The sequence below is a fragment of the Microcystis sp. M53603_WE2 genome, assembly GCF_030065435.1.
Map to the genome: position 1 here is coordinate 1 of NZ_JASJFF010000401.1, position 1,050 is coordinate 1,050.

The 1,050-nt window shown below is 41.7% G+C and carries 2 protein-coding genes; both read right to left on the reverse strand.

The genetic code is table 11. The features are described 5' to 3' along the window. Positions 1-254: 254 nt before the first annotated feature. On the reverse strand, positions 255-626 hold the full coding sequence (locus PX481_RS08465; protein ID WP_002763962.1) for a type II toxin-antitoxin system PemK/MazF family toxin: 372 nt from the start codon (positions 624-626) through the stop codon (positions 255-257). After that, positions 619-843, reverse strand: coding sequence for a type II toxin-antitoxin system MazE family antitoxin (mazE, locus tag PX481_RS08470; RefSeq protein ID WP_002746763.1), 225 nt, complete (start codon positions 841-843; stop codon positions 619-621). The genes PX481_RS08465 and mazE overlap by 8 nt, the downstream gene beginning before the upstream one ends. Positions 844-1,050 lie beyond the last annotated feature (207 nt).

Below are 1,050 nucleotides of genomic sequence, written 5' to 3' on the forward strand. Positions count from 1 at the left end.
GAACCCTTATATAGAAAGGCATTTAGCGATTTTTGTCAATTGTTTTTTATCTAGAGCGAACTAATCAATTAAGTCTCTTGCCAGATAAGGATTTAGTCGATTTATGCCCCCCTATCGAACCATAACAAGTAACGAAGAGCCTAGCTTATTAAGATCGGCGACCGCACTTTAACCCACAGTTTCAATCAATGTACATGGTGCGTTCCCCAAAAATCTATTAGTGGAGTAGTAGGACTTACATTAGGGAACGCACCCTACGGCGATAGCGATTTGCTGAAACCGAGCTCAATACATACTGCTTTCTCTATTTCTTCCCAATAAACGTCTTCTAAAACACCCTGTTTATTCTTAATTCTTTGAGAATCTACAGCCCTCATTTGACTTAAGTTGATGTGTCGATCTCCGTCTAGTCCATTCTGCACTGTCGGGGTAATATTGACAACAAAAGGATAAGTCCTTTTCCCGGGCAACAATGGAGCAACTACTGTCGTTGTTCCATTTTGATTGCCAATATCGTTTTGTAAAATCAGGCAAGGACGTTCTTTATCGGTTTCATAACCAAGAACGGGTTTCAGATCGACCCACCAGATCTCTCCTCGCTTATAGGTTAGTCTTCCATTAGGCATTTAGACCATCGCCCACTGCAATATCCCAGACAGAGATTTCTGCTTGCATCTCTGGATCATTGGCCTGATCTTTATAAGCGTCTTCTAGCTCTTTCATAAAAACCCTTCTCTTCTCTTGCCAGAGAACATCATTTATGAAGCTGCTACGATTGCTTGCTAGTCGATCTACAAATTCCAAAACTTCGTCGTCTAAGGTTATGCTAACTTTCTTACTCATTGCCATAAACTGTTTACGACAGCCTGGTAGGATTAGATCATCATACTAACTAATCCTACATTAATTGTCAATGCCTGCCTCTGATCTGTAAGTAGGGTCTGCTGAAAAAGTTTTTCCTGGGGGTAGGAGTCAGTAGCCGGTCGTCAGGAGTCGGTCGTTTCAGGCTTTGTTGCCCTTGTTTTTTGTACCAAGCGATGTACCACAAGA

Excerpts from the sequence above, each read along its gene's own strand:
- PX481_RS08465 (WP_002763962.1), bottom strand. The coding sequence starts at position 626 with ATGCCTAATGGAAGACTAACCTATAAGCGAGGAGAGATCTGGTGGGTC.
- mazE (WP_002746763.1), bottom strand. The coding sequence starts at position 843 with ATGAGTAAGAAAGTTAGCATAACCTTAGACGACGAAGTTTTGGAATTT.